Below are 22004 nucleotides of genomic sequence, written 5' to 3'. Positions count from 1 at the left end.
CTGTTCGTCGGAAAAACGCTTCTTCATGGGGATGTCCTCATGTGGCTTATGAAGACATTACTAACATCGGGGTGTACTAATCAACGGGGAGCAGGTCAATTATGCGCGGACATTGTCGAGTCTTTATTGACTGAATGTGTAGGCTATGTGGAGAAATAACGGGGCATTTAAATCAACCGGGAAATTTTCGTGACCACGGCACTTTTTCGCGGAGGCTGTGTCTTATTGTGCTAAAGATATCTAATAGCGAGCTCAAAGGGATTTCACCCGCGGAGATAAAATGCACAAAAATACGCTGATCCTTGTTGTTGAAGATGAAGACGAAATCGCCGATATACTGATGAGCTACCTGGAGCGTTCGGGAATGAAAACGCTCCGAGCCAGGCAGGGCGAACAGGCCATAGCGCTCGATCGCCTCCATAAACCGGATCTCATATTGCTGGACATTCACCTGCCCGTATGTGACGGCTGGAGCGTACTTACCACGCTTCGTCAGGAAAGTGCTGTCCCCGTCATTATGGTTTCCGCTCTCGATCAGGATGTCGATAAGCTCATGGGGCTGAGGCTGGGCGCGGATGATTACGTGATCAAACCTTTCAACCCTTCTGAAGTTGTCGCCCGGGTTGAGGCGGTGCTGCGCAGGACAAAACTCGCGCTTCAGCAGGCGGGTTCCCAGCCGCTCAGAACGCCCTTTATTACGGTCTATCCGGATGACTTCTACGTGGAAGTCACCGTGGGCGCAGAGGTTGTCTCCCCGGTATTAACGACGACCGAATTTAAATTGCTCACATACCTGGTGAGATATCCGCGAAAGGTCTGCTCCCGCGAAGAGCTGCTCAACGCGTGTCTGCCGGAAGGGGATACGCTCGACAGAACGGTCGACAGCCATATGAGCAAGTTGCGTAAAAAACTGGAGCTTGCCGGCCTCTATGGTGTTCCCGAGAGCATCAGAGGCATGGGCTACCGGCTTGGGGAAAAGAAATGAACAAAGAGTCTGTTCTGAGCCGTCAGATCTTAACGTATATGCTGTTGCTGACGTTTACGATCATTGCCATCGCCATACTCGGCTCCTGGTTTTTTTACTCCTTTATTCTGGATCACCTCCCGGGCGGCCCTGCTGCGGGCGATGACGAGCAGATGACGATGTGGGACTGGGTATGGATTGGGACCGCGACTACGATCAGTATGATTATTGCCCTCTTTTTCACGGTCAAACTGTCATCGCGGATCCTCACCCCGCTAAACGCGGTAGCGTCCAGCCTGAAAAAGATTTCTCAGGGCGATCTGGACGCCCGGGCATTCTGCGCCAGTTCCCGGCTGGGTGAGATCAATCACCTGGTGACGGATTTCAATGAAATGGCGGAAAAACTACAGACGCTGGATATTCAGAGGAAATCCTGGAATGCCGCTATTGCGCATGAGCTGAGAACCCCTGTCACGATCTTACGCGGACGGCTTCAGGGGTTGGTTGACGGCGTTTTTACCCCGGATCCGGTGCTGTTTAATAATCTTCTCAAACAGACGGAAGGGTTAACCCGCCTGATTGAAGATCTCCGGGTTATCAGTTCGGATGGCGGGGCGGGATACACGTTATGCCAGTCAAGAACGGATCTAAAAGGGACAATACAGAACGCACTCGATACGTTCATGCCCGAGTTCAGCCGTAAGGCTTTTACCGTCAATACAGACCTGAGGGAGCAGCAGTGCGTATTCGATCCATTGCGCATCAATCAGTGTTTGACCGTTTTATTTGATAATGCCTTACACTATTCAACCTCGCGCACGCTCATCGTGAAAAATGGCGTTTCTGATAAAGGCAATTTTATCCTTATTCAGGACGGGGGACCGGGCATCCCCAGAGAGTTTCATGATTTCCTGTTTCAGCCCTTTCAGCGCGATAATGGCGCCAGACATGTGAACCCGGAAGGCTGTGGTTTGGGCTTGTCGGTGGTAAAAGCCATCATGCTGGCTCATGGTGGCGATGTTACCTATACCTTATCGACGCAAAACCACTCGATATTTAAACTCACCTGGCCCGACTCGTGAGCTTCAGCGGCAGGTCAAATGTGCCTGCCGGCGATAAATGCCATATTTTTCCTAACTTAGCATCCCACTCCTGCGGGGTAATCGTCAGCTTACCGCGTCTCGGGCTTAAGGTTATTTCGCTGAAATAGATTTCATCTTTTTTTAGCATAAGGTCAACGCGGCAGTAGTCAATTCCATCCGCCAGCTCCTGGGAGGCCAACAAAGCCTGGCGGAATAAGAGCGGTTCGCCTGGTTCTGCTGAAGTATTTGGATATTCCATCCGGAAGGGTTGTAAGTTCCAGTACCTGTCATAAACGTTGATAAACCCTTTGCCGTTATCATCCGTAAAATCCGCTTCTACATAGTGGGCAACGCCGTGAAAACAATGGATCCTCAGCATTTCGGGCGTTGTGTTCCTGTCAGCATCGTCGAAGAGATCGACAAACGGCTCGCAAAGTATACTCGGCGTAATGTTTTTGTACTGCCATTCGCGCGTGGTGTAGTAAAGATTTTTCTTTAACGCGAGGCTCAGCTTTTTACACGCTTCTTTTTCATTAAATTGCGCTTTGTTTGTACATATTATTGTGCTGCCGCTGTCATGGTTGCACTTAAGGACGAATTTGTCAGGAAGAACTGAAAAATCAATCTGCGACGGCCTGGTATAAACGCCGATTAATGGCACCGTTTTCACGCGCGTTGTTCTGGAGGAAACGTATGCCCGAACGGCGAGTTTATCGGCAAGCATCGTGTAGAAGTTATTATGGTCATAGACCAGTCGATGACATATTTTTTCACTCAACGTCGTGGGCGAGTTAATGTCAGGGGTTTCCCCGGTTGTTCTCTTAAGCCTCACGGTATGAAAATGCAGGTCCGTCATTAAAAATGAGCGGCATTTTCTGATGAGATACTCTGTGTATTTTAAAATGTAAGTGGCGGTGTTCATTTCTTCTCCTCCGTAATGTCCGGATATTCTGGAGAAGAACTGTTGATTGATATTGCTTAAAATATGGAGCAGGGATGGAGACGAAAAATTAAAGGATTAAATAGCGCACGCAGGCTATTTAATCCTTAATTTAGTGGGGCAATTTGTGTTGAGCGTCGCGCTTAGCGGTCTTTTCTCCACGCATCGGCGGTCAATGCTTCACCAAAATGACCGGCAATCAGTCGTTTTGTCAGCTCATGAAGCGGGGAGGCCATCACATCCGCCGTGCTGCCGCGCTCGACAACTTCGCCCTGGTGCATGACCATCACCTGATCGCTGATGTGCTTCATCATTCCCAGATGCTGGGTGACGTAGATATACGAGATCCCCTGTTTTTCCTGCAATTCCAGCATCAGGTTAATCAGCTGCGAGCGCATCGACATATCCAGCGAGGCAAGCGCTTCATCCGCAATGATCACTTTTGGCCGCAAAATCAACGCACGCGCCAGGCCCAGACGCTGTTTCTGGCCGGGGGCCAGCATATGCGGGTAGTAGCTTTCGTGATCCGGCAACAGCCCAACCATACGCAGGGTTTCAAATACGCGCTTACGGCGCGCCTCTGGCTCCAGGTCGGTGTTCAGACGCAGCGGAAAATCGAGGATCTGAGAGATGCGCTGGCGCGGGTTAAGCGAGGTCGAGGGATCCTGGAAAATCATGCGGATGCGCTGGCTGCGGAAAGAGTAATCGCCGAACGTCAGAGGATGATCGTCAATCAACACTTCGCCTGCAGTCGGTTCAACCATGCCGGCGAGCATTTTCGCCAGGGTGGATTTCCCGGAACCGTTCTCGCCGATGATCGCCAGGGTCTGTTTTTCACGCAGCGTAAAGCTCAGCGGCTTCACCGCGTCGACAGTTTGACGATGAAACAGCCCCGTGCGGTAGCGAAAGGTCTTACTCAGGTTGCGAACTTCCAGTAAGGTTTCGACCATTTCACTCTCTCTCCATGTTCAGCGGGAAATGACAGGCGTACAGATGATTCTTGGCCCCGGTCAGGCGTGGTGTTTCGATACATTTACGCTGAGCATAGGGGCACCTTGGCCCCAGACGACAGCCTATCGGCAGGGATTCCAGCAGCGGAATCGCCCCCGGCAGGGTATTCAGGCGGCTCTTATGCGGCATCGCGCTGCCAAAATCCGGAATGGCGCGGATAAGCGCCTGCGTATACGGATGATGCGGCGCGCCGATCAGATCTTCACTCGGCGCGGTTTCGACCGTTTGCCCGCAGTACATGACGTCAATTTTATCCGCCCATTTGCTGAGCATTTGCAGGTCATGGCTGATCAGCAAAATGGTGGTGTTGTTATTCTGGTTGAGACGCGACAGCAGGCGGAAAATTTGCGCCTGCGTGGTGGGTTCCATCGCGTTGGTGGGCTCATCCGCAATCAGCAAACGCGGCTGATTTGCCAGCGCGATGGCAATCATCACTTTCTGACATTCGCCGTCGGTCAGCTCATAGGGGAAGCTGCGCATCGCATCTTTGTGATCTTTGATCCCGACGCGGTGTAAAAGCTCGATGGCGCGGCGCTTGCGCCAGCCAACGCGTTGCCACCAGCGGCCTTTATAGGTCCAGCCGGGAATGTTCTGCATGAGCTGTTTACCCACGCGTTCGGACGGGTCGAGACAGGACTGCGGCTCCTGGAAAATCATCGAGACGTTATGCCCGACAAGCTTTCTCCGCTCGCGGGGGGAGAGACGCAGCAGATCGATATCGTCAAAACGCATACGGTCTGCCGTCACGCGCCAGTTGTCTTTCGCCACGCCGCAGATAGCCTTGGCAATCAGGCTTTTTCCCGAGCCGGATTCCCCCACCAGCCCGCGAATTTCACCCTCCGCAAGGGTGATGCTGATGCGATCGACGGCTTTAACCCAGCCTTCACCGGTTTTGAATTCGATAGTGAGGTTGCGAATATCAAGAAGCGGCATTATTGCACCCCCGCGTTAATTGCACGGCGAATACCGTCGCCCAGCAGGTTGATAAGCAGCACGCTCACCATAATGGCCGCACCCGGCAGCATGACCGTCCAGGGTGCTACGTAGATCAACTCCAGCGCGTCGCCGAGCATTGCACCCCATTCGGGCGACGGCAGCTGTGCACCGAGGTCGAGAAAGCCGAGCGCCGCGATGTCCAGAATCGCCATCGACAGGGCGCGGGTGATCTCTGTGACCAGCCCGGCGGCGATGTTGGGCAGCACGGCAAACCACAGAATGTTGAAGGTCGTCGCGCCGTCCAGACGCGCGGCGACGACGTACTCTTTTTCCAGCTCATCATGCACCATGCTGTAAACCGAGCGCACGATGCGGGGCAGGATAGCCAGCCAGACGGCGAACATGGCGTGCGACAGGTGCGGACCGGCAAAGGCAACAACAATGATTGCCAGCAGCAGGGACGGAATCGACAGCAGCGTATCCAGAATGTGGTTAAGGACCGCCGAACGCAGGCCATGGGTGGATCCCGCAAAAATACCGAGCGCCAGCCCGCAGATCGTAGCCGCGAGCGTCACCACAAATGCGCCGCCCACCGTCGGGGCTGCACCGCTCAACAGGCGGCTCAACACGTCACGTCCGAGGTCGTCCGTTCCCAGGAAGAAAGAGACTTCACCGTAGCGCGACCAGGACGGCGGCAGCAGCTGATAGCCAAGGAACTGCTGGTCGATGCCGTACGGCGCGAACCACGAGCCAAAGACGCAAAGCAACACCAGGCCGGCGCAGCCGTAAAGGCCGATCATCGCCGTGGTGTCACCATAGAATTTACGCCACACGGTACGCAGCACGCCGGGCGTGCGCTTTTCACTGTATACGCTATCGTAAGGCATACCATTCCTTATGCTTCAATGGGTTAGCCATGGCACCCAGAATATCGGACAACACGTTAACAATAATCACCAGCGAACCAATCACCATCACGCCCGCAGAAATAGCGGCGTAGTCCTGCTGGCGGATGGCGTTAATCAGCCATCGCCCCAGGCCTGGCCAGCTAAAGACCATCTCGGTAATCATCGCCAGCGTCAGCATGGTGGAAAACTGTAATCCCAGACGCGGAATAACCGGCGGCAGCGCGTTGTGCAGGACGTTGCGGCGAAGTATGGTCAGGCGGGACAACCCGCGCGTGGCGGCGGCTTTGACGTAGTTCTGGTCAAACACCTCAATGGTGCTCAGGCGCATCAGGCGGATCACTTCGGTTGTTGGCGCAACCGCCAGCGTCAGCACCGGCAATACCATATGGCGCACGGCGCTGACGATCATCTCATGGCGCCACACCGAATCGGACAGCCATGCGTCAATGATGGCAAAACCCGTCACCGTTTTAACCGTATAGAGCAGGTCAAAACGACCCGAAACCGGCAGCCAGCCCATCGTCAGCGAGAAGAACAGCGTCAGCAGCAGCGCCAGCCAGAATACCGGGATGGAAAAGCCGAACAGGGCGAGGGCGCTGATAAACTTATCCTGCCATTTGTTGCGATAGATCCCGGCCAGCATGCCCACGGGGATGCCGACCATCAGGGCAAAGCCGAAGGCCAGAATGCACAGCTCCATCGTGGCCGGGAAAACCTCTTTCAGCTGCTGGGAAATCAGCTGCCCGTTAATGCTGGACACGCCGAAATCCCAGTGCAGCAGCCCGTTAAACCAGAACAGCCAGGCATCCCACAGCGACGACCCCTGGAGCGGGGCGTGGGGCGTGAAATAGCTCAGGCTGAAGCCGACAAAGTTCAGGAAAAAGAGCGTCACCAGCAGCAAAAGGAGCCGACGTAAGGTAAAAATAATCATGGTTTTTTCACCTCTTGTTCTTTTTCACGCGACACGCCGGCGAACGAGGCGTTGCCGAACGGACTCAGCACCAGGCCTTTAATATCGTAACGATAGGCCTGAAGACGCAGGGAAGAGGCCAGCGGCAGCACCGGCAGCTCCTGGGCAAGGATCTTCTGCGCTTCATCATAGGCGTCGATGCGTGAGGCCAGCTGCTGCGAAGCCAGCGCTTTTTGCAGCACGGCGTCAAACTCCCGGTTACACCAGTGGGCGTAGTTGGTCTGCGAGTTTATCGCCGCACAGCTCAGGAGCGGCCGGAAGAAACTGTCCGGATCGTTACTGTCGGTCGCCCAGCCGGTCAGGGTTAAATCATGATTCATGTCCATCAGGCGCGCCTCCTGAAAACGGCCCTCAACCGGTACAATGATCACCTTAACGCCCACCTGCGCCATATCTGCCTGCAGCAGTTCGGCGGTCTTGAGCGGGCTCGGGTTCCACGCCTGGGAGCTGGTTGGCACCCAAAGCTGCAAAGTGAGGTTTTCCGCCCCCAGCGCCTTCAGCTGTTCACGCGCTTTTGCCGGATTGTATTCCGTAATTTTAGCTTCACCGTCATAGGCCCACGAGGCGCGCGGTAAAATTGAGGCGGCGGTTTCCGCCGTGCCGTAGTAGATCGACTGCATCAAACGCTGGTTGTTAATCGCCAGCGCCAGAGCGTGGCGTACGGCAGGGTTATTCAATGGCGGCTTATCCGTGTTAAAGGCCAGATAAGCGATATTCATGCCGGGGCGTAACGTCAGGCGCAGGCGCGGATCGTCGCGCAAAATGGTGAGCTGGCTGGCCGCGGGCCAGGCGAGCACGTCGCACTCCCCGGTGAGCAGTTTCGACAGACGTCCCGTTCCACCTGAACCGAGATCGACCACCACCTGCGGCATCAGCGGGGTGCCGCGCCAGAAATGCTCATGACGCTGCAGACGAATATACTGCCCGGCGCGGTATTCAGCGAGCTGGAACGGACCGGTGCCGACCGGCTGACGATCGAGTAACTCCTGACGATCTTTTTTCGTCAGGTTTGCCGCGTATTCAGCGGACATGACTGACGCATAGTGGGTCGCCAGGTGCCAGAGGAAGGAGGCATCCGGGCGCGTCAGCGTAAATTCAACCGTCCGATTGTCCAGCTTGCGCACGCTTTTGACGGTGTCAGCAAACTGCAGGCTGTCGAAATAGGGGAAATTATCCCCGTTAACGTTATGCCACGGATGGTTGCGGTTAAAGATACGCTGGAAGGTGAAGACCACGTCATCTGCGTTCAGCCTGCGCGTGGGGGTAAACCAAGGCGTGCGCTGAAACGCGACGTCATCGCGCAGGTGAAAACGGTAGGTTGCGCCGTTATCCAGCACTTCCCAGCTTTCCGCCAGCTCAGGCACCAGACGGTAGGTGTATGGGTCAACATCAAGCAGACGGTCGTAAAGCTGCGCGGCCAGGGTATCCACGATCAGGCCGCTGCCCGCTTTTTGCGGGTTGAAGGTATCCACCTGGCCGCTTACGCAATAGACAAAGCCGCTGTCACGAATGTCAGGCTGCGGAGTTTGCCCGGGCGCGGCAAAGGCCAGGCTGCTAAACAGACCGAGTGCTAAAAAGGACGATAAAACCAGACGCATAATTTTTAAGGTTTTTAGGTTCGATCTGCAAAGTGTATCGCACTTACGCCTGCTTCGTAAAAATGTCTGCAGGTAAGTGCTGATATTGTCAGCGCATTTGATGCTTTTTGAGCAATGCCCTCAATTGATGGTAGGTCAGACCCAGCAGTTCAGCCGCCCGTTTCTGGTTATATTTTGCCGACTTCAGGCTTTGCTCCAGCAGCTGTTTCTCCTGATCGTTCTGGAACTGGCGTAAATCAAGGGGGAGAGTAGGGAGATCGCCTGAAGGCGCTGGTGCGGACAGTGGCGCTGCGCTGCGCTGAAAAGGATCGATAATGATATTGTCCAGCTCCGTCTCGCTGCTGCCGTGGCGATAGACGGAGCGCTCCACGACGTTTTTCAGTTCGCGGATATTTCCCGGCCAGTGGTAAGCCAGCAGCGTCTCCTGCGCATAATCGCTGAAGCCGGGGAACAGCGGTAGTCCGAGCTCGCGGCACATCTGAATCGCAAACTGGTCAGCCAGCAGCATGATGTCGCTTCTGCGCTCGCGCAGGGGTGGAAGCTGAACGACGTCAAAGGCCAGGCGGTCAAGCAGGTCGGCACGGAATTTCTCCTCCGCCACCATCTCCGGCAGGTTGGCGTTCGTGGCGCACACCAGGCGTACGTTAACCTGCAGCGGCTGGCTGCCGCCGACGCGCTCCAGCTCGCCGTACTCAATCACGCGCAGCAGTTTTTCCTGCACCAGCATGGGCGCGGTGGCCAGCTCATCCAGAAACAGCGTACCGCCGTCGGCGCGCTCAAAGCGTCCGGGATGGCGTTTCTGGGCACCGGTAAACGCCCCCGCTTCATGGCCGAAGAGCTCGGTGTCGAGCAGGTTTTCATTCAGCGCCGCGCAGTTAAGGGAAATGAAGGGGCCATCCCAGCGCCCGGAGAGGTAATGCAGACGGTTGGCTATCAGCTCTTTCCCCGTTCCGCGTTCACCGACGATCAGCACCGGTTTATTGAGCGGCGCCAGGCGAGAGACCTGTTCCAGCACTTCGAGAAAGCTGTTTGCTTCGCCGAGTAAATTGTCTTTGTATCCGGGCATGATGAAATTAACCACTCCTTAGCGATATTCACCAGGGAAGAATAGTCCGTTGCTGCGCAAAAATCAATCAGACTCTGTAAAATCAATAAGATAAAAACCTGGCATGATGTTTGTATTATCCGTACAGCAGGGCATAGCCCGATAACAGAACTATGAGGATTTGATTATGGGTATTTTTTCTCGTTTTGCCGACATCGTGAACGCCAACATCAACTCACTGCTTGAGAAAGCGGAAGATCCGCAGAAGCTGGTCCGCCTGATGATTCAGGAGATGGAAGACACGCTGGTTGAAGTGCGTTCAACCTCCGCCCGCGCGCTGGCGGAGAAAAAACAGCTTACGCGTCGTATTGAACAGGCAACCGCTCAGCTGAACGAATGGCAGGAAAAAGCGGAGCTGGCGCTGCGTAAAGACAAAGAGGATCTGGCCCGTGCGGCGCTGATCGAAAAACAGAAGCTGGCTGATATGGTCGCGACGCTCGAGCATGAAGTCACGCTGGTGGATGACACGCTCACCCGTATGAAGAAAGAGATTGGTGAGCTTGAAAATAAACTTAACGAAACCCGCGCGCGTCAGCAGGCGCTGACCCTGCGTCACCAGGCGGCAAGCTCTTCCCGCGACGTGCGTCGTCAGCTGGACAGCGGTAAGCTTGATGAAGCGATGGCGCGTTTTGAATCGTTTGAACGTCGTATCGACCACATGGAAGCGGAAGCCGAAAGCCACGGCATCGGCAAGCAGAAGTCGCTGGATCAACAGTTCGCCGATCTGAAGGCTGATGATGAAATCAGCGAGCAGCTGGCGGCACTGAAAGCCAAAATGAAGCAAGACAACCAATAATAATTCCTGCGGCACCTGAGCGTGCCGCATCATAAGACAAGGAGTACACATGAGCGCGCTTTTTCTGGCCATTCCCCTGACAATTTTCGTGCTGTTCGTTTTGCCGATTTGGCTATGGCTGCACTACAGCAACCGTTCTTCTCGGGGCGAACTCTCCCAGAGTGAACAACAGCGTCTGGTGCAGCTCTCCGACGAGGCGAACAAAATGCGCGAACGCATTCAGGCGCTTGAAGCCATCCTGGATGCTGAGCATCCAAACTGGAGGGACCGTTAATGTCTGGACTGAATCTGAACAAAAAGCTGTGGCGTATTCCACAGCAGGGCATGGTGCGCGGCGTTTGTGCCGGGCTGGCTCACTATCTTGATGTTCCGGTCAAGCTGGTCCGCGTGGTCGCGGTGCTATCGATCTTCTTCGGCCTGGCGTTTATTACCCTGGTGGCCTACATCGTCCTGTCGTTTGTTCTTGACCCGATGCCGGAAGGAGAACTGGCTGCGGAGGGAGCCCCGACCAGCAGCGATCTTCTCAATGCCGTTGATGAGCAACTCGCCGCCGGTGAGAAGCGGCTACGGGAAATGGAACGCTATGTCACGTCGGATACCTTTACGCTGAGAAGTCGCTTTCGTCAGCTTTAAGAGAGAGATGAGATGAAACAACACTGGCAACAGGCCGGTCAGAAGGTAAAACCCGGCCTGAAAATCGCAGGTAAACTGGTCCTGCTGACCGCGTTACGGTTCGGCCCGGCAGGTGTGGCGGGTTGGGCGATCAAATCCGTTGCCCGCAAACCGGTCAGAATGGTGCTGGCCGTGGCGCTCGAACCGCTGCTGCAAAAGGTGGCAAAACGGCTATCTCGCCGCTACTTATCCCAATAATTCCCGCTGGCGTTAGCCCTTTCCCTGACGGGGGAGGGACTGGCGACGGTTAACCGCATTTCCTCTTTTCCCGGTTCTTTCTTTGCGGCAGCTCACAATATTGCGCTGAGCTGCTTTGCAATCACCTTTTTCTCCTTTCTGGTCCGTTGACAGATATTTTTCATGGGAGTAGATTGCCACTCCGTGGGACCGCTACCATGGAAAATGAAATGAATACAAAAATTAAAGAACTCATTAATCTTGTTTACGGGGAAACGTTTTCTGACGCCCATCTTAATGTGCTGCTGGAAAATATTGGAAATGCCGCTTCTGTTATTACGGAAAAACCTAAAACGGGTTGGGATGAAAAAGACGTTGTCCTGATTACCTATGCCGATCAGTTTTCAGCGAAAGGGGAGAAGGCGCTACCGGTGTTTACACGTTTTTATAACAGGTGGCTTTCTCGTTCTTTTTCTCATGTTCATCTCTTGCCTTTTTATCCATGGTCTTCGGACGACGGGTTTTCGGTTATTGATTATCACGAGGTTGCACCGGAAACCGGAACGTGGCGAGACGTTGCCGAATTAAAACAGTCAGCCAGTTTAATGTTCGATTTCGTATGCAACCATATGTCAGCCAAAAGCAAATGGTTCGCTAATTACCTGAAGCAAATGCCAGTATATGAAGATTTCTTTATTTCTGTCGATCCTGAAACAGACTTATCCGCGGTGACGCGTCCGCGTGCCTTACCGCTTCTTACACCTTTCACGCTGCATGACGGCAGCGTGCGTCACCTGTGGACCACCTTCAGCGAGGACCAGGTCGATCTCAATTTCGCCTCTCCGCAGGTGCTGATCGCGATGGTCGACGTGCTGCTGCATTACCTGATTGAAGGGGCGCGATACATTCGTCTGGATGCGGTGGGATTCATGTGGAAAATACCCGGAACAAACTGCATCCACCTTGAGCAAACCCACCAGCTCATCCAGCTTTTCCGCGCGATTACCGAGGTTGTCGCCCCTGGAACGGTGATTGTTACCGAGACGAACGTTCCGCATAAAGATAACGTTGCTTACTTCGGTGACGGCGAAAATGAAGCGCAGATGGTTTATCAGTTCTCTTTGCCCCCGCTGGTGCTGCATGCGGTGCATTCTCAGGACGTCGGGACGCTGAGCCAGTGGGCAGCGTCGCTGACGTTGCCTTCCACGAAAACCACCTGGTTTAACTTCCTGGCCTCGCATGACGGGATTGGTCTGAATCCGTTACGCGGAATTTTACCCGAGTCGGAAATCCTCTCGCTTGTGGAAAAACTTCAGGCTGAAGGGGCGTTGGTTAACTGGAAAAATAACCCGGATGGTACACGCAGTCCTTATGAAATTAATGTGACCTATCTGGATGCTTTAAGTACGCGTGACAGTCTTGATAGCCAACGGATTGCCCGGTTTATTCTGGCGCATGCCGTCCTTTTAAGCTTCCCAGGCGTGCCTGCGGTTTATATCCAGAGCATTCTCGGTTCCCGTAATGATTATGCAGGTGTTGAACGCCTGGGATATAACCGTGCGATTAATCGTGAGAAATACACGGCAGGGCAAATTGATAGCCTGCTTGAAGATAAAAATAGCCTGCGTTTTCAGATCTATTGCTCGTTAAGCCAGTTAATCGCGCTGCGTCGGGCGGAGAAAGCATTCCATCCTGACAGTGAAGCTTATTTCAGTGCGTCAGGTAAACATGTTTTAAAAATCGTTCGCGTGGCGGATTGTGGTGAGAAAGTAACGGCGCTGTTTAATTTCAGTGATGGCATTCAAACGATGGAATCCGATATTCATTCCGGAACGGAGTTGATTTCCGGGAAAGATATTACAGATAAAACGCTGACCCTATATCCATGGCAGGTGTTGTGGATTAAAGAAAACTAAAAAGGACCTTAAAAATGAAAATGCCCAGAATTGTGCTGATTTCAGCACTGGTTTCGTGCGCCTTGTTATCAGGGTGCAAGGACGACAAAAAGTCTGCTGTCACCATTGAGTTTATGCACTCGTCAGTCGAGCAGGAGCGCCAGGCGGTTATCACGAAGCTTATCGAAAAGTTCGAGAAAGAGAACCCCGGCATCACGGTGAAACAGGTGCCGGTCGAAGAGGATGCCTACAACACCAAGGTTATTACGCTCGCCAGAACGGGCGCGCTGCCAGAGGTGATTGAAGTCAGCCATGACTACGCGAAAGTCATGGACAAGGAACAGCTGCTGGATCGCAAAGCTATCGGCGAAGCCATTAAAGCGGTAGGCGAGGACACCTTCTATGACGGCATCTTGCGTGTTGTTCGTACGGAAGACGGTTCTGCCTGGACGGGTGTGCCAGTCAGCGCCTGGCTATCCGGCGTCTGGTATCACAAAGATGCACTGGCTGCGGCGGGTATCCAGGAGCCGCATAACTGGGCGCAGCTGCTGAAAGCCAGCCAGAGCCTTAACGACCCGGCCAAAAAACATTACGGCATTGCGCTGCCCACCGCCGAAAGCGTGATGACGGAGCAGGCATTCTCCCAGTTTGCGCTTTCCGGCGGCGCGAACGTTTTTGATGCCAAAGGGAACGTCAACATCGATACCCCTGAAATGGCAAAAGCCCTGGCGTTTTATAAAGATCTGGCCGCGACCACCATGCCGGGTTCAAACGACGTCATGGAGATCAAAGATGCCTTCATGAACGGTTCTGCGCCGATGGCGGTTTACTCCACCTACATCCTTCCGGCGGTATTCCAGGACGGAAACCCTGCCAACCTGGGCTTCGTCGTCCCAACAGAAACCTCTTCTGCCGTTTACGGCATGGTCACGTCGCTGACGATTACCACCGGTCAAACCGAAGATGAGACCCAGGCGGCTGAAAAGTTTGTGACCTGGATGGAGCAGGCTCAAAACGCAACCGACTGGGTCATGATGTCGCCCGGCGCGGCACTGCCGGTGAACAAGCTGGTGGTGGGCACCGATACCTGGAAAAACAACGATGTGATTAAAGCGTTTGGGCAACTGCCTTACGAACTGATTGCGCAGTTCCCGAATGTGCAGGTATTTGGCGCCGTGGGCGACAAAAACTTCACACGCATGGGCGATGTTACCGGGTCCGGCATCATCAGTTCCATGGTGCATAACGTCACGGTGGGGAAAAAAGATCTCAGCAACACGCTTAGTAACAGCCAGAAGCGTCTGACCGATCTGATTTCACAACGATAGGAGCGCTCTGCGGAAGGAAATTATGAAGACGTTGTTTTCTGGTCGTTCAGATATGCCTTTCGCCATGCTGCTGTTGGCCCCCAGCTTGATTTTGCTGGGGGGCCTGGTGGCCTGGCCAATGATTTCCAATATTGAAATCAGTTTCTTACGTCTGCCGCTTAACCCGCGCATTAGCGCTGTGTTTGTCGGGCTGGATAATTACATTCGCATTCTCAGTGATGCGGCATTCTGGCACTCGCTGTGGATGACGTTCTGGTACACCGCGCTGGTGGTGATCGGCAGCACGGGGTTGGGGCTGGCGGTGGCGATCTTCTTTAACCGTGAATTCCGTCTGCGGAAAACGGCACGTTCACTGGTGATTTTATCCTACGTCACCCCGTCCATTTCGCTGGTGTTTGCATGGAAATACATGTTCAACAACGGCTACGGCATTGTGAACTATCTGGGCGTTGACCTGCTGCATCTGTATGACCAGGCGCCGCTGTGGTTCGACAATCCTGGCAGCAGCTTTGTGCTGGTGGTGCTGTTCGCCATCTGGCGCTACTTCCCGTACGCGTTCATTTCGTTCCTCGCGATTTTGCAGACCATTGATAAGTCGCTGTATGAAGCGGCGGAAATGGACGGCGCGAATGCCTGGCAGCGTTTTCGAATCGTTACGCTGCCCGCGATTATGCCGGTGCTGGCAACGGTGGTGACGCTCCGCACTATCTGGATGTTCTACATGTTTGCGGATGTCTACCTGTTGACGACCAAGGTCGATATTTTGGGCGTCTACCTCTACAAAACCGCATTCGCTTTCAACGATTTGGGTAAGGCTGCGGCGATCTCTGTCGTGCTGTTCGTGATCATCTTCGCGGTGATTCTGCTGACCAGAAAAAGGGTAAACCTCAATGGCAACAAATAAACGCGTACTGAGCCGTATTGGTTTTTATCTCGGGCTGGCGGTGTTTCTGGTCATCACGCTGTTCCCGTTCTTCGTGATGCTGATGACGTCGTTTAAGAGTGCGAAAGAGGCGATATCGCTTAACCCGACCATTTTGCCGCAGGCGTGGACGCTGCAGCATTACGTCGACATCTTTAACCCTCTGATTTTCCCGTTCGTGGACTATTTCAAAAACAGCATGGTGGTGTCGCTGACCTCCTCGGTGATTGCCGTATTTCTCGGCACGCTGGGGGCTTACGCCTTGTCCAAACTGCGTTTTAAGGGCCGCACGACGATCAACGCGAGTTTTTACACCGTGTACATGTTCTCCGGAATATTGCTGGTGGTGCCGCTGTTCAAAATCATCACTGCTCTTGGGATCTACGACACCGAGCTGGCGCTGATTATCACCATGGTGACCCAAACGTTACCGACAGCGGTGTTCATGCTGCGCAGCTATTTCGACACCATCCCGGACGAAATCGAAGAAGCCGCGATGATGGACGGCCTGAACCGCCTGCAAATCATCTTTCGCATCACCGTGCCGCTGGCGATTTCCGGGCTCGTGTCGGTGTTTGTCTACTGCTTCATGGTGGCGTGGAACGACTACCTGTTTGCGTCCATTTTCCTGTCCAGCGCCAGCCATTTCACCTTGCCGGTTGGGCTGAACACGCTCTTTAGCACGCCAGATTATATCTGGGGTCGCATGATGGCGGCATCGCTGGTGACGGCGCTTCCGGTGGTCATCATGTACGCCCTGTCTGAACGTTTTATTAAAAGTGGTTTGACCGCCGGTGGCGTGAAGGGCTGAGGCGGCCAATTTTAACAAGGAGTCAGTCATGAAAAAATTAGTTGCGACAGCGCCTCGTGTAGCGGCGCTGGTGGAATATGAAGATCGTCCGGTTGCCGTCCATGAAGTGAAAATTCGCGCCCGCTTTGGCGCGCCTAAACACGGTACCGAAGTGGTGGATTTCCGCGCCGCCAGTCCGTTTATTGACGAAGAGTTCAACGCGGAGTGGCAGATGTTCACGCCGCGTGAAGAGGGGGCGGCCCGCGGGATCGAATTCGGTAAGTTCCAGCTGGGCAATATGATTGTTGGCGAGATTATCGAATGCGGTGCTGACGTCACGGAATACCAGATCGGCGACAGCGTCTGCTGCTACGCACCGCTGCAGGAAACGGTGATCGTTAACGCGGTGAATAACTATAAGCTGCGCAAAATGCCGCAGGGCGCCTCCTGGAAAAACGCCGTTTGCTACGATCCGGCGCAGTTCGCCATGAGCGGCGTGCGTGATGCCAACGTTCGCGTGGGCGACTTTGTTGTCGTGGTCGGTCTGGGAGCCATTGGGCAAATTGCGATCCAGCTGGCCAAAAAAGCCGGTGCGTCAATCGTCATCGGCGTCGACCCTATCGAACACCGCTGTGAGATTGCCCGCCGTCATGGGGCTGACCACTGTCTGAACCCAATAGGCACCGATGTCGGTCTGGAAATCAAGAAGCTGACCGGGAAGCAGGGCGCGGACGTGATCATCGAAACCAGCGGCTTTGCAGATGCGCTGCAGTCCGCGCTGCGCGGGCTCGCCTATGGCGGCACTATCTCCTACGTAGCCTTCGCGAAACCGTTCGCGGAAGGCTTTAACCTCGGCCGCGAAGCGCATTTCAATAACGCGAAGATTGTCTTCTCCCGCGCCTGCAGCGAACCCAACCCGGATTACCCGCGCTGGAACCGTAAACGTATTGAAGAGACCTGCTGGGAACTGCTGATGAACGGCTATCTGAATTGTGAAGATCTCATCGACCCGGTCGTCACCTTCACCACCAGCCCGGAAAGCTACATGAAGTATGTCGATCAGCACCCGGAACTGAGCATCAAAATGGGCGTCACTTTTTAAGCTAAGGAAAGCAAAACATGAAAATCGCAACACAAAATCAGGCCTTTTTCCCGGTCAATATCATGGAGAAATTCCAGTACATCAAAGCGATGGGTTTTGATGGCTACGAAATTGACGGCAAGCTGCTGGTGGAAAACCTCGCCGAGGTAAAAGCGGCGATTAAGGCCACCGGTCTGCCGGTGACGACGGCCTGTGGCGGATACGATGGCTGGATTGGCGACTTCATCGAAGAACGTCGTCTGAACGGGTTAAAGCAGATTGAACGTATCCTGGAAGCGCTGGCGGAAGTGGGCGGCAAGGGCATTATCGTGCCTGCTGCCTGGGGGATGTTTACCTTCCGTCTGCCGCCAATGACCTCCCCACGCAGCCTGGACGGTGACCGCAAAGCCGTAAGCGCCTCCCTGCGCTGGCTGGATGAGGTGGCGGCGCGCACCGGAACGACCGTCTATCTGGAACCGCTGAACCGCTATCAGGATCATATGATCAACACCCTGGCTGACGCGCGTCGCTATATCGAAGAGAACGGCCTGAAGCATGTGCAGATCATCGGCGATTTCTATCATATGAACATCGAAGAAGACTCGCTGACGGATGCGCTGCATCAGCACCGCGATCTGCTGGGCCATGTGCACATCGCAGATAACCACCGCTACCAGCCTGGGAGCGGCAGCCTCGATTTTGCCAGCCTTTTCGATCGGCTGCGTGCGGATAACTACCGGGGTTACGTGGTGTATGAGTGCCGTGTTCGCGCCGAGGATCCGGCTCAGGCATACCGGGATTCGCTCACTTACTTGCGTAAATGCTAAGGATGACGAGCGTGATGAGTGCTTCTACACCTTCGCCTCTGCGCGTCGCCATCATTGGCGCCGGGCAGGTCGCGGATAAAGTGCATGCCTCGTATTACGCCACGCGCAGGGATGTTCAGATGGTGGCTGTCATGGACAGCCATCCTGAACAGGCTCGGGCGTTTGCGGAACGTCATGGTATTCCCTCGGCATGGCAGGATGCGCGAGAGATGCTCGAGGCGGTTAAGCCGGATGTGGTGAGCGTCTGTTCGCCTAACCGGTTCCATTTCGGGCACGTCATGGCAGCGCTGGAAGCAGGCTGCCACGTGATGTGTGAAAAACCGCCTGCTATGACGCCGCAGGAGGCCGACCGTATGCGCATGGCCGCGCGCAAGGCGGGAAAAGTGCTGGCGTATGATTTTCACCATCGTTTTGCTCTCGATACGCAACTGCTGCGTGAAGCTGTGATAAAGGGGGAACTGGGCGAAATTTATTACACCACGGCGCAGGCGCTACGCCGCTGCGGGGTTCCCGGCTGGGGCGTCTTTACCAACAAAACGCTTCAGGGCGGTGGGCCGCTGATTGATATCGGCATCCATATGCTCGATGCCGCGATGTACGTGCTGGGGTTCCCGGCGGTAAAAAAGGTGACGGCACACAGCTTCCAGAGGCTGGGAAACCGTAAAAGCAGCGGCCAGTTTGGCGAGTGGGATCCCACGCAGTTTACCGTTGAAGATGCCCTGTTTGGCACCATTGAGTTCTGCAACGGCGGCATTTTGCGTCTGGACACGTCGTTTGCGCTCAATATCCGTGAACAATCCATCATGAACGTCGCATTCTGCGGCGAAAAGGCTGGCGCCATGCTGTTTCCGGCGCACATCTACAACGACGAAGCCGGTACTTTAGTCACCCTCACGCAGCGTGAAGAGGCTGACGATCGGCGTCATATGCGCAGTATGGATGCCTTCGTACGGCATGTGCAGGGAGAACCCGTCATGATCGCTGATGCGGAGCAGGGGCTGGTTATCCAGCAGCTCGTCGCCGCGCTGTATGAATCAGCAGAAACAGGGGAAAGCGTGACATTATGCTAAACGTGTCTGTATTAACCGACCCGGGCTTTTGTCCACACAGCCTGAATAAATACGCCTCCATCATGGCCTGCGGTAATGGCTACATGGGGATCCGCGCTGCGCACGAAGAAGATTACACCCAGCAAACCAGAGGCATGTATCTTGCGGGCCTCTATCATCGTGCTGGTCGCAACGAGACCACTGAGCTGATCAATCTGCCGGATATCATCGGTATCGATGTTGAGCTGGATGGCGTCAATTTCACGCTCCTGTCAGGCGAAATCCTCGAGTGGCAGCGCGAGCTGGCGTTTGCTAATGGGGAGCTTCGTCGCAGCGTCGTCTGGCGCTCGCCTGACGGGAAACGCTATCGTCTGGAGAGCCGTCGTTTTGTGTCGCTAGACCAGTTGCCCTTAGTGGCCATGCAGCTTTCGATTACACCGCTCGATGCCGCCACGCAGGCCGTGCTGCAAACCGGCATTGACGCAACGCAAACGAACAGCGGCAGACAGCATCTGGATGAAATGTCGGTCAGAGTGTTCGACCAGCAATATATGCAGGGCGTGTATGAAACGCAGGACCGCGCGTCTGAGATTGTTGTTTCAGCATATTGTCAGCTCTCCGCGAAGAGCGATAGCTGTTTCACCGCCAAAAATCGTCGTCTTAGCGTTCATCATTCGCTGACGATTGCTAAGGGTGACACTGTCACGCTTGAAAAAATCGTCTGGGTGGCACATCGCAGTGATAAAGCACTGTCGCAGGCGTCTTTTGCCCGCAACGCGCTGGCCGATCTTAAGGTCTGTGCGGCAAGAGGCTACGACGCCTTGCTTGAGAGTTCGGCGTGTGCCTGGCAAGAGGTCTGGCGTAACGCTCGGGTGGAGGTGGACTCTACGGAACATCAGGATCAGATGGCGCTGGATTACGCCGTCTGGCATTTGACGACCATGACGCCAGCCCATGATGAGCGAAGCAGTATCGCCGCCAAAGGGCTGACGGGTGAGGGGTATAAAGGCCACGTCTTCTGGGATACCGAAATTTTCCTGCTGCCTTTCCATCTCTTCACGCGACCTCAAATCGCTCGTAGCCTGCTGCGCTATCGTTGGCTCAACCTGGCCGGCGCGCGGGAAAAAGCCCGTCGCAACGGCTGGCCCGGCGCGTTGTTCCCATGGGAAAGCGCCGCCAGCGGGCTGGAAGAGACGCCGGAGTTCGCGGCTATCAACATCCGAACCGGTACGCGTCAGAAGGTGGCCTCCGCGCTGGCGGAACACCACATCGTGGCGGACATTGCCTGGGCCGTCGTCGCTTACTGGCAGGCGACGCACGATGATGCCTTTATGCGAAACGAAGGCCTGACGCTGCTGATGGAAACCGCCGCGTTCTGGATGGGCCGCGCGACGGAAATTAATGGTCGTCTCGAAATCCATGACGTTATCGGACCGGACGAATACACCGAGCATGTGAACAACAACGCGTATACCAACTATCTGGCCTGGCACAACGTCGCCTGCGCTCGCCAGTTTATGGCGATGTTTGGGCGCGAGGATGAAGGTTTTACGCAGAAAGCGACACGGTTCCTGACGTGCTTATGGCTGCCGGAGGCCAATTCAGACGGTGTGATCCCGCAGGATGATACCTTCATGGTCAAACCGGCCATTGATCTCAGCCGCTACAAAGCCAAAGCGGGTAAGCAGACCATTCTGCTCGATTATTCCCGCGCGGAAGTCAACGACATGCAGATCCTTAAGCAGGCTGATGTGGTGATGCTTACCTACCTGTTGCCGGAGCGGTTTACCCCGCAGCAGTGTGCCGCCAATCTGGCGTTCTATGAGCCCCGCACGATCCATGACTCTTCGCTGAGCAAGGCCATTCACGGCATTGTGACTGCCCGCTGTGGTGACGTCGAAGGTGCCTACGCCTTCTGGCGCGATGGCGTCGCCATCGATCTTGGGGACGACCCGCACAGCTGCGATGACGGAATTCACGCCGCTGCGACCGGCGCTATCTGGTCCGGCGTCATTCAGGGCTTTGCCGGTATGCAGATAGTGGATGGGGAGCTGCATCTTTCGCCCAGGTTGCCGGCCCACTGGCGAAGACTGGCATTCCCGCTGCGATGGCGGAATGCAACGCTGCACTTCACCTGTGAAAACGAGGTGTTAACCATTGAAGCTTCGGCACCTTCCATGCTGACGCTGTGGGGCAAGACGCTACACGTATCGGGGCGGACAGTTTGCGCTTATAAGGATTTTCTTGCACCTGTTAATGGGACCGCTACCACGGAGGAGCATCATGACGCTTAAGGCGGTTGTATTCGATCTGGACGGTGTGATCACCGATACCGCGCACCTCCATTTTCTGGCCTGGCGTGCAGTGGCGGATGAAATCGGCATCACCTTCGACGAAGTATTTAACGAACAGCTGAAGGGCATTAGCCGCATGGATTCCCTGCAGCGCATCCTGAAGCATGGCGGGAAAGAGGGGATGTTCAGCCATGAGCAGTGCCTCGCGCTGGCGACGAAAAAGAACGCGCTCTATGTCCAGTCTCTGGCGTCGCTGACGGAGGATTCACTGCTTCCGGGTATTCGCGACGTGCTGGCGGATATCCGTGCGGCGAAGGTCAAAATTGGGCTCGCCTCCGTTTCCCTGAATGCCCCGGGGATCCTGCACGCGCTGGGCATTCATCAGGCCTTCGATTTTTGTGCCGATGCTTCCCGTATTCGCCGCTCAAAGCCAGACCCGGAGATCTTCCTTGCTGCCTGTGCAGGCCTGAATGTGCGTCCTGACGCGGCTATAGGTATCGAAGATGCACCTGCAGGCGTTGAGGCGATCAACGCGGCGGGAATGCTATCGGTTGGGATTGGATCTGGCCTGAACCATGCGGGTTTACAACTTCATTCAACGCGGGAACTGACCTGGAAATGCCTGATGGAGTTTTGGGCATCCCGGACGTATTGATAAG

At 54.8% G+C, this 22004-nt stretch carries 22 protein-coding genes; 15 read left to right on the top strand and 7 right to left on the bottom strand.

Annotation, left to right across the window (positions count from 1 at the left end; genetic code table 11):
• The first annotated feature begins 280 nt into the window (after positions 1-280).
• Complete coding sequence (locus IM317_RS06800) at positions 281-985, top strand: response regulator (protein WP_033145735.1); 705 nt, start codon at positions 281-283, stop codon at positions 983-985.
• Positions 982-2046, top strand: a complete 1065-nt coding sequence (locus IM317_RS06795; RefSeq protein WP_033145734.1) for an ATP-binding protein — start codon at positions 982-984, stop codon at positions 2044-2046. Before IM317_RS06800 ends, IM317_RS06795 begins: the two co-directional genes overlap by 4 nt.
• On the opposite strand, the gene IM317_RS06790 is transcribed toward IM317_RS06795, so the two are convergent.
• The 7 genes from IM317_RS06790 to pspF all read right to left on the bottom strand — a co-directional run bounded on the left by IM317_RS06790 (position 2027) and on the right by pspF (position 9475).
• Positions 2027-2968: an ATP-grasp fold amidoligase family protein gene (locus IM317_RS06790; RefSeq protein ID WP_033145733.1), complete on the bottom strand. Its 942-nt coding sequence runs from the start codon at positions 2966-2968 to the stop codon at positions 2027-2029. The genes IM317_RS06795 and IM317_RS06790 overlap by 20 nt on opposite strands.
• 161 nt (positions 2969-3129) lie before the next feature.
• Positions 3130-3936 (bottom strand): putrescine export ABC transporter ATP-binding protein SapF, encoded by an 807-nt coding sequence (gene sapF, locus IM317_RS06785; RefSeq protein WP_023312051.1) that lies wholly within the window; start codon positions 3934-3936, stop codon positions 3130-3132.
• A 1-nt stretch (position 3937) separates the two neighbouring features.
• A complete protein-coding gene (gene sapD, locus IM317_RS06780) occupies positions 3938-4930 on the bottom strand; it encodes a putrescine export ABC transporter ATP-binding protein SapD (RefSeq protein WP_033145732.1) in 993 nt (330 codons plus the stop codon).
• Entirely contained in the window at positions 4930-5820 is an 891-nt protein-coding gene (gene sapC / locus IM317_RS06775) for a putrescine export ABC transporter permease SapC (RefSeq protein ID WP_032656751.1), read from the bottom strand. Before sapC ends, sapD begins: the two co-directional genes overlap by 1 nt.
• Complete coding sequence (sapB, locus tag IM317_RS06770; protein WP_023312049.1) at positions 5807-6772, bottom strand: putrescine export ABC transporter permease SapB; 966 nt, start codon at positions 6770-6772, stop codon at positions 5807-5809. The genes sapC and sapB overlap by 14 nt, the downstream gene beginning before the upstream one ends.
• A complete protein-coding gene (gene sapA / locus IM317_RS06765) occupies positions 6769-8409 on the bottom strand; it encodes an ABC transporter substrate-binding protein SapA (protein WP_033145731.1) in 1641 nt (546 codons plus the stop codon). The genes sapB and sapA overlap by 4 nt, the downstream gene beginning before the upstream one ends.
• An 88-nt stretch (positions 8410-8497) precedes the next feature.
• Positions 8498-9475 carry a phage shock protein operon transcriptional activator gene (gene pspF, locus IM317_RS06760; protein ID WP_033145730.1) on the bottom strand — a complete coding sequence of 326 codons (978 nt, stop codon included), beginning with the start codon at positions 9473-9475 and terminating at the stop codon, positions 8498-8500.
• 166 nt (positions 9476-9641) lie between these two features.
• Here pspF and pspA point away from each other — a divergent pair, with 166 nt between their 5' ends.
• From pspA to pgmB, 13 genes are all read left to right on the top strand, one after another.
• Entirely contained in the window at positions 9642-10310 is a 669-nt protein-coding gene (gene pspA / locus IM317_RS06755) for a phage shock protein PspA (protein WP_033145729.1), read from the top strand.
• A 49-nt stretch (positions 10311-10359) separates the two neighbouring features.
• Positions 10360-10584, top strand: a complete 225-nt coding sequence (pspB, locus tag IM317_RS06750) for an envelope stress response membrane protein PspB (RefSeq protein WP_023312045.1) — start codon at positions 10360-10362, stop codon at positions 10582-10584.
• Positions 10584-10943 carry an envelope stress response membrane protein PspC gene (gene pspC / locus IM317_RS06745; RefSeq protein ID WP_023312044.1) on the top strand — a complete coding sequence of 120 codons (360 nt, stop codon included), beginning with the start codon at positions 10584-10586 and terminating at the stop codon, positions 10941-10943. The genes pspB and pspC overlap by 1 nt, the downstream gene beginning before the upstream one ends.
• A gap of 12 nt (positions 10944-10955) precedes the next feature.
• On the top strand, positions 10956-11180 hold the full coding sequence (pspD, locus tag IM317_RS06740) for a phage shock protein PspD (RefSeq protein ID WP_023312043.1): 225 nt from the start codon (positions 10956-10958) through the stop codon (positions 11178-11180).
• Positions 11181-11377: 197 nt separating this feature from the next.
• Positions 11378-13075 carry a sugar phosphorylase gene (locus IM317_RS06735; protein ID WP_060568765.1) on the top strand — a complete coding sequence of 566 codons (1698 nt, stop codon included), beginning with the start codon at positions 11378-11380 and terminating at the stop codon, positions 13073-13075.
• A gap of 14 nt (positions 13076-13089) precedes the next feature.
• Entirely contained in the window at positions 13090-14382 is a 1293-nt protein-coding gene (locus tag IM317_RS06730) for an ABC transporter substrate-binding protein (RefSeq protein ID WP_033145727.1), read from the top strand.
• Positions 14383-14404: 22 nt separating this feature from the next.
• Positions 14405-15286 (top strand): carbohydrate ABC transporter permease, encoded by an 882-nt coding sequence (locus IM317_RS06725; RefSeq protein WP_023312040.1) that lies wholly within the window; start codon positions 14405-14407, stop codon positions 15284-15286.
• Positions 15273-16115, top strand: coding sequence for a carbohydrate ABC transporter permease (locus IM317_RS06720; protein ID WP_033145725.1), 843 nt, complete (start codon positions 15273-15275; stop codon positions 16113-16115). The genes IM317_RS06725 and IM317_RS06720 overlap by 14 nt, the downstream gene beginning before the upstream one ends.
• Positions 16116-16143: 28 nt before the next feature.
• Positions 16144-17196, top strand: coding sequence for a zinc-binding alcohol dehydrogenase (locus tag IM317_RS06715; protein ID WP_033145724.1), 1053 nt, complete (start codon positions 16144-16146; stop codon positions 17194-17196).
• Positions 17197-17213: 17 nt separating this feature from the next.
• The gene (locus tag IM317_RS06710) at positions 17214-18002 is read left to right on the top strand and encodes a sugar phosphate isomerase/epimerase (protein WP_033145723.1); all 789 of its coding nucleotides are present in this window, start codon (positions 17214-17216) and stop codon (positions 18000-18002) included.
• Between the two features lie 11 nt (positions 18003-18013).
• Positions 18014-19072, top strand: coding sequence for a Gfo/Idh/MocA family protein (locus tag IM317_RS06705; RefSeq protein ID WP_120785300.1), 1059 nt, complete (start codon positions 18014-18016; stop codon positions 19070-19072).
• Positions 19066-21345, top strand: a complete 2280-nt coding sequence (locus IM317_RS06700; RefSeq protein WP_033145721.1) for a glycoside hydrolase family 65 protein — start codon at positions 19066-19068, stop codon at positions 21343-21345. Before IM317_RS06705 ends, IM317_RS06700 begins: the two co-directional genes overlap by 7 nt.
• Positions 21335-22000, top strand: a complete 666-nt coding sequence (gene pgmB, locus IM317_RS06695) for a beta-phosphoglucomutase (RefSeq protein ID WP_033145720.1) — start codon at positions 21335-21337, stop codon at positions 21998-22000. Before IM317_RS06700 ends, pgmB begins: the two co-directional genes overlap by 11 nt.
• Positions 22001-22004: the final 4 nt, after the last annotated feature.

The organism is Enterobacter cloacae complex sp. S3 (assembly GCF_014930495.1).
In the GTDB taxonomy this organism is placed as follows: domain Bacteria; phylum Pseudomonadota; class Gammaproteobacteria; order Enterobacterales; family Enterobacteriaceae; genus Enterobacter; species Enterobacter asburiae_B.
This window is presented reverse-complemented; position numbering and strand designations above follow the sequence as displayed.